6 protein-coding genes are annotated in these 6970 nt (G+C 73.0%); 2 read left to right on the top strand and 4 right to left on the bottom strand.

The genetic code is table 11. The features are described from left to right. The coding region (locus QZ749_RS02810) for a DUF2135 domain-containing protein (RefSeq protein WP_296943037.1) at window positions 1-1744 on the top strand (1744 nt) is incomplete at its 5' end. Between the two features lie 4 nt (window positions 1745-1748). Here QZ749_RS02810 and QZ749_RS02805 read toward each other — a convergent pair. The 3 genes from QZ749_RS02805 to QZ749_RS02795 are packed head-to-tail and all read right to left on the bottom strand — an operon-like array spanning window position 1749 to window position 4707. Next, on the bottom strand, window positions 1749-2762 hold the full coding sequence (locus QZ749_RS02805) for a hypothetical protein (RefSeq protein WP_296943035.1): 1014 nt from the start codon (window positions 2760-2762) through the stop codon (window positions 1749-1751). Next, window positions 2759-3319, bottom strand: a complete 561-nt coding sequence (locus QZ749_RS02800; protein WP_296943033.1) for a sigma-70 family RNA polymerase sigma factor — start codon at window positions 3317-3319, stop codon at window positions 2759-2761. Before QZ749_RS02800 ends, QZ749_RS02805 begins: the two co-directional genes overlap by 4 nt. Before the next feature lie 44 nt (window positions 3320-3363). Next, window positions 3364-4707, bottom strand: a complete 1344-nt coding sequence (locus QZ749_RS02795; protein WP_296943031.1) for a DUF3422 family protein — start codon at window positions 4705-4707, stop codon at window positions 3364-3366. Window positions 4708-5133: 426 nt separating this feature from the next. Here QZ749_RS02795 and zwf point away from each other — a divergent pair, with 426 nt between their 5' ends. Beyond that, window positions 5134-6600 (top strand): glucose-6-phosphate dehydrogenase, encoded by a 1467-nt coding sequence (gene zwf, locus QZ749_RS02790; RefSeq protein WP_296943029.1) that lies wholly within the window; start codon window positions 5134-5136, stop codon window positions 6598-6600. A gap of 134 nt (window positions 6601-6734) precedes the next feature. On the opposite strand, the gene QZ749_RS02785 is transcribed toward zwf, so the two are convergent. Beyond that, window positions 6735-6905, bottom strand: coding sequence for a hypothetical protein (locus QZ749_RS02785; RefSeq protein WP_296943027.1), 171 nt, complete (start codon window positions 6903-6905; stop codon window positions 6735-6737). Window positions 6906-6970: the final 65 nt, after the last annotated feature.

Raw genomic sequence — 6970 nt, 5'->3', positions numbered from 1 at the left:
CGCCATCGACGGGGCCGACGGCGACGTCGAGGCGGCCGCGCGCGCACTGCTGGGCGACGGCGTGCGCATCGCCGCCCTGTCCGGCACCGGGCTGGCCGACCTGCAGGCCGAATCGCCGGACGCGCGCGACGGCGTCGTGCGCGTGGCGGGACGCCGGCAGCAGGCCGACGGCCTGCTGCGCGTCGCCCTGGCCGACGGCCGCACGGTCGAGGTGAAGGTCGATGCCGCCAGCCCGCGCCAGCCGCTGGCGCCGCAACTGTGGGCCGGCTGGCGCGTCGACGCGCTGCAGGCCGACCGCGCGCGCCACCGCGCCGAGATCGCGCGGCTGGGCAAGCGCTTCGGCATCGCCACGCCGGATACCTCGCTGATCGTGCTGGAGCAAGTGGCCGACTACGTCCGCTACGACATCGCGCCGCCGCCGGCGCTGCGCCAGGCTTACGAACGGATGCGCGTGCTGCGCAGCGACGGCCTGGCGCGCGCCCGCGGCGACAAGCTGGAGCGCGTCGTGCGCGACCTGGACGAGAAACTGGACTGGTGGGGCACGCGCTTTCCGGTCGCGCAGCCGAAGGACACGGCGTCGCCGCAGTGGGTGACGGTCACCGGCAGCCTGGTCGGCACGCCGCCGCTGGGAAGATTCGCGCCGCCGCCCCCGCCATCCGCCCCGCCGCCGCCCGCACCGGCACCGGCACCGGCACCCGCGCCCGCGCCCGCGCCGGCCATGACCCGCAACACGTTCGCGCGCGCGATCGACGGGCCGGCCGAACCAGCCATGTTCCAGCGCGCCGCGCGGCCCGCGCCCGCGCCGCGGGACGGCGCCGCGCCGCCCCCGATCGGCATCGCCCTGCGCCCGTGGACGCCGGACCGGCGCCACGTCGACCGCATGGCGCACGCCGACGCGCGCACCGCCTACGCCATCTACCTCGACGAGAAACCGGATCACGCCGGCAGCACCGCGTTCTACCTGGACGTGGCCGGCACGCTGCTCGACAAGGGCGACCGCGCGCTGGCGCTGCGCGTGCTGTCGAACCTGGCCGAGATGGACCTGGAAAACCGCCACGTGCTGCGCGTGCTGGGCTACCGGCTGCTGCAGGCGGGCGCGCCGGAGCTGGCCGCGCCGGTGTTCGAGGCCGTGCTGCGCCTGGCCGACGACGAACCGCAATCCTGGCGCGACCTGGGCCTGGCCTACGCGGCGGCCGACCGTCCACAGCAGGCGATCGACGCGCTGTACCAGGTCGCCGTGCGCCCGTGGAATGGCCGCTTCGCCGAGGTGGAACTGATCGCGCTGGCCGAGCTGAACGCGATCCTCGCCACGCATCGCGGCAAGCTCGATACCAGCCGCATGGACCCGCGCCTGCTGCGCAACATGCCGCTGGACCTGCGCGTGGTGCTGGCCTGGGATGCCGACAACAGCGACATGGACCTGTGGGTGACCGATCCCGACGGCGAGCGCTGCCTGTATTCGAATCCACGCACGCGCCTGGGCGGCCGGCTGTCGCGCGACGCCACCGGCGGCTACGGTCCGGAAGAATTCTCGCTGCGCCGCGCCAAGCCGGGCAAGTACAAGGTGGAGGCGAACTTCTTCGGCAGCCGCCAGCAGCTGGTGACGGGCGCGACCACGCTGCAGGTCCGCTTGAGCACCGGTTTCGGCACGGCGCGCGCCCGCGAACGGCTGGTCACGCTGCGGCTGCGCGGGCGCGGCGACACGGTGTTCGTCGGGGAGTTCGAGGTACCGGCGGGGCGCTGATGCGTCAGTCGCCGCCGGCCGGCAGCGCATCGATCCGTTTCTGCAGCGCCGGCGGCACCGGATACGCCGGATACTCGGCGCGGAAATGGCGCCACGACGTGCGCGCCTCGTCGTCGAGGCGCAGGTCGAGCAGTTCGTCCAGCAGTTGCAGCCAGCGGCGCGCACGCCGCTCGGCGGCGGCGTCCTCGGCGCCGGGGCGCCGGATGCTGCTGCCGGCCACCTCCACCGGCGTACCGGTTTCCGGCCTGGCGGCGCGGTAGCGCGCCTGCGGCGCCGCCAGGCCGTCGGCCACGAGGGCCTGCGGCGCGGTGCCGTCGGCCACCGGCGAGTACGCCGAGGCCGCCATGGTGGGCGCCCCCTTCGGTGCCGGCGGTGCGGGCGGTGCCGGCGCTGGTGGCGGTGGCGCCGCCAGCGCCCTCGCCTGTTCGGCCAGGACGCGCGCCTGGTGGGCCGCGGCCGCCTCCCGCTCCCGCTCCCGCGCTTGCGCGGCGGCACGGGAGCGGGCCCGTTCCTGTGCGCGCGTCGCGGCAGGCGCCGCCCCGACGTCCTCCCGGGCCGGCGCGACCGGCACGGGTTCCACCGCAGGCGGCGCTTGCGGAGCCGGGGCCGGGGCCGGGGCCGGCTCCGCGGGCGGCACTGCCGCCACCGGTTGCGGCACGTCCGACAGCGACGCCGGCGCCGGCGCGCGCCAGCCGTCCCACTGCAGGCCCAGCGACACGCCGATGACGACGGTCGCGGCCAGCGCCAGCGGCGCGCGCCAGCGGCCCAGCGGCGAGGCGACCAGGGCCCTTTCCTCGGCATCGATGGCGTCGTTGGCGGCGGCCGCGCTGGCGCGCAGCGCCTCCCGGGCGTGCGCACGGATGCGCGCATCGAGCGCGGGCGGCGGCGCGGGCTGGTGGATGTCGCGCAACTGCGCCGACAGGTCGTCCTCGCCCGTCAGGAAGGCGTCGAGGTCGAGGTCGTCGTCATGCGGGTCATGCGGGTCGTGCGCGTCGTGATCGGCATCGTGGCGGGTCATGCTCCGGCCTCCCTGGTGGTATCGAGCGCCAGTTGCGCGCGCAGCTTGCGCATCGCATAGCGCAGCCGGCTCTTGACCGTCTCGGCCGAGGTGTCGCACAGGACGGCGATCTCGTCCAGCGCGAGGCCGCTGAACTGCTGCAGCACCAGCGCCTCCCTCTGTTCCTCGGGCAGCGCGCGGATCGCCGCGTGCAGGCGCGCCGCCTGCTGGCGTGCGTCCAGCGCCTGTTCCGGCGTGGCGCCGTGGTCCATGCCGCCGTCGGCCTCGCCGGCCGGCACGGCGCCGGGATCGCGCCGCATCAGGTCGATCAGGCGGTTGCGTGCGATCTGGTAAAGAAAAGTGCGGAACGAGGCGCTGGCGACGTAGCGCCCGCGCGCCTGGTGCAGCGCGGCCCAGCTGTCCTGCATCACTTCGTCCACCCACTCGCGGCGCGGCGAGCGCCAGGCGATGAAGCGGTACAGGCCCTGGCGGTGGCGCCGGTACAGTTCCTCGAACGCGGCCAGGTCGCCGTCGCGGTAGCGCAGGGCCAGGTCTTCGTCGGAGGGTTCGTTCGCCATGTGGCCATCATAGCATCGCATGCGCGCGCCCGGGCGCCCGCCGGTCAGTGCATCCGGCGGTGCATGCGCCGCAACCCCAGCCAGACCGCGCCGCACACCACCGGCACCAGCACGCCGGTGGCCACTTCCGGATTCAGCGGCAGGCCGAGCCCCTTGAGCGCCTTGCCCGCATAGCCCAGCAGGCCGATCACGTAGTAGGAGATGGCGGCCACCGACAGGCCCTCGACGGCCTGCTGCAAGCGCAGCTGCTGGGCCGCGCGCCGGTCCATCGACTGCAGGATGCGGCGGTTCTGGTCTTCCTGCACGATCGACACGCGCGTGCGCAGCAGGTCGTTGACGTTGGCCACGCGGCGCACCAGCGCTTCCTTGCGCGCGGCGGTCGATTCGCAGGTGCTCATCGCCGGCGACAGGCGCCGGTCCATGAATTCGCCCACCGTCGGCATGCCCTCGATGCGCGCCTCGCGCAGTTCGTCGATGCGCGCCGCCACGATGCGCTGGTAGGCCTTCGATGCCGAGAAGCGGTAGTCGTTCGCCAGCGCCAGGCGCTCCAGGCGCGCGGCCAGGCCGGTGATCTGCGCCAGCAGGCGCTGGTCGTCGTCGGTGTCGTGCGCACCGCGCTGGTCCGGCGCAATGCCGTCGGCGCCGATCATGCGCTCGGCAAGCGTCGCCAGCTCGGCCTCGATGTCGTCCAGGCTGGCCCCCACCGCGCGCGCGGCGGGCAGGCCGAGCAGCGCCATCATGCGGTAGGTCTCGATCTCCAGCACGCGCTGGACCAGGCGCGCGGCCTGCTCGCCGCGCATGTCGACGTCGCGCAGCACGAAGCGCGAGAAGCCGTCGGCCTGGATCGCGAAGTCGGTCCACAATTCCCCGCCCTGCATCACGCGCGCGCCGACCACGGTCTTGCCGCTGAAGGCGTCGCGCAGCGCGGCCGGATCGGCCGGGCCGCGCTCCAGCACCACGTGCACGGCGGCCATCAGGCGTCCCTGCAGCGCCTGCATCCAGGACTGCGGCAGGTGCGCCAGCGGCACCCGCGCGAACGCCTCGGGCAGCGCCAGGCCGGCGTCGATCTTCGCGGCGACGGTATAGGTGGCGAACTCGGTATGGCATTCCCACTTCAGGCGGAAGCGCCCGAAGTCGTGGTAGAAGTGGTTGGCGCTGGCATGCGGCGCGGCCACGCCGAAGTGTTCGCACAGCTGTACCAGCAGCGCGTGCTGGCCCGGTCCATGGCTGCTGCGCGAGCCCGATTCGCTGGCGCGGTAGACGGCCAGGTGGGTGATCGCTTCGGGCGCCTCCAGGCGCAGGAAGGGCCGCGAATGGATCTCGGCGGCGAGCGGGATGCGCTGGGCGTGGCTCAGTGCGGCAGGGGAGGAAGCGGGAACGGTGGTCATGGTCGTGCGTATCGGGCTGTCGTCGGGATGCGCCGCGGACCGGCATGGCGGCGGCGCGACTTCATTCTACACGGCAAGAACGCGCCCTTCCCCGGGCGAAAGGCGGGGCGCGGCCCGCGGGGGCATTCCCTGATCGCGGAGAAGGCTGTAAGCTATGCGGCCGACCGGGCACCGCGGAGATTGACACGATGGGGACGGACGACCGGGGCGCCACCGCGCCCGCCAGCACCGCCGGCCACCAGCCCGCCACAAGCGGGCCGCCACGCATGGGCCGCCACGAACGGGCCGCCGCACGCGCGCGGCGCAACTCTGCTACCCTTTTACGGCGGCGCCGGCCGAGAGCGGCGGCGCCCGGCTGCCCCGGAAGCAGCAGCCCGCCGTCCGCCCGCCGGACGGCCTCCTCAACCTTTTTAGCCAGCACACAGAATGAATTCCTCGACTGAGCAAGAACACGGCCAACCCCTCGACATGGTCATCTTCGGCGGCATGGGCGACCTCGCCATGCGCAAGCTGCTTCCCGCGCTGTATTCGGCCTTCCAGCACGGCAGCCTGCCGGGTTCGACCCGCATCATCTCGACCGGCCGCCAGGACTTCGACCGCAACGCCTATCTTGCCCACGTGGTGGAACACTCGCGCGGCTTCATCCCGAGCAGCAACTTCGACGAGAAATCCTGGGACGGCTTCCTGCGCCTGCTCGAGTACGTGCGCCTGGACGTCCAGCAGGCGCCCGACTTCGGCCCGCTGGCCGCCGCCTCGCGCGAGGGCGCCCAGCGCGTGTTCTACCTGTCGACCGCGCCGTCGCTGTTCACCACGATCTGCGAGAAGCTCGCCGCCGCCGGCCTGGTCGACGCCCAGGCGCGCGTGGTGCTGGAAAAGCCGCTCGGCCACGACCTGGCCTCGGCCATCGAGATCAACGAGGCGGTCGGCAAGCACTTCGCCGAGTCGCAGATCTACCGCATCGACCACTACCTGGGCAAGGAAACCGTGCAGAACCTGATGGTGCTGCGCTTCGGCAACTCGATCCTGGAACCGCTGTGGCGCGCGCCGAACATCTCCAGCGTGCAGATCACGGTGGCCGAGGAAGTGGGCGTGGGCAGCCGCGCCGGCTTCTACGACGGCACCGGCGCGATGCGCGACATGGTCCAGAACCACCTGCTGCAACTGCTGTGCATCGTGGCGATGGAGCCTCCGACCTCGCTGGCGCCGGACGCCGTGCGTGACGAAAAACTGAAGGTGCTGCGCTCGCTGCGCCGCATGACGCTCGCCGACATCGCGCGCGACACCGTGCGCGGCCAGTACCGCCACGGCGCCAGCGGCAACCACGAGGTGCCGGGCTACCTCGAGGAAAAGAACGTGCCGGAAGGCAGCAAGACCGAGACCTTCGTCGCCCTGCGCGCCTTCATCGACACCTGGCGCTGGTCCAAGGTGCCGTTCTACCTGCGCACCGGCAAGCGCATGCAGCGCCGTTCGTCGAAGATCGTGGTGGAATTCGCCAACCCGCCGTTCCCGCTGTTCGCCGACACCCCGGGCGGCATCGCCAACCGCCTCGTCATCGAACTGCAGCCGGAAGAAGCGATCAAGCTGCAGATCATGGCCAAGCAGCCGGGCAGCGGCATGCAGATGCAGCAGGTGGCGCTGAACCTGGACCTGCAATCGGCCTTCCAGCAGCGCCGCGCCGAAGCCTACGAGCGCCTGCTGGTGGACGTGGTGCGCGGCCGCCTGACCCACTTCATGCGCCGCGACGAGCTCGAAGCGGCCTGGGAATGGGCCGACCCGATCATCGAGGGCTGGAAGACGCTGGACGAGAAGCCGCACGCCTACGCGGCCGGCTCCTGGGGCCCGGCGGAATCGTTCGCGCTGCTGGCGCGCGACGGGTTCGGCTGGTTCGAGTAACCCCCGTCCCGCCAACCGGCAGGCGTGGCGGTCGCGGCGCGCCTGCTTGCGCGTGGGCACGGGGTGCCCACGCGTGACGTCCGCATCCCGGGCATCGCGCCAGCGTCCGCACGGACATGGCCGCCCGCCCCGCCTCAATCGTCGTCGCCGTCGCCTTCCTGGCGCGTCTCGCTCACCCATTCCAGCCAGCCGCAGCGCGGACAGCGGCTGCACAGGAGGGCGCCGAAGAACGTGGCGCAGCCGATCAGGAGCAGCGTCGCCTGCAGGGCGACGTCGGACTCGAAGCCGTGGAAGAGATTGGGCATGATGGCTCCTTTCGCAGGGGGCACGCGCGTTCGCTGCGCCCGCAGGCGGACGGCGCGGCCATGGC

The sequence above is a fragment of the uncultured Massilia sp. genome (assembly GCF_913773735.1).
GTDB lineage: Bacteria > Pseudomonadota > Gammaproteobacteria > Burkholderiales > Burkholderiaceae_D > Telluria.
The sequence above is the reverse complement of the archived record's forward strand: the minus strand, read 5'-3'. Positions and strand labels throughout refer to the sequence as shown.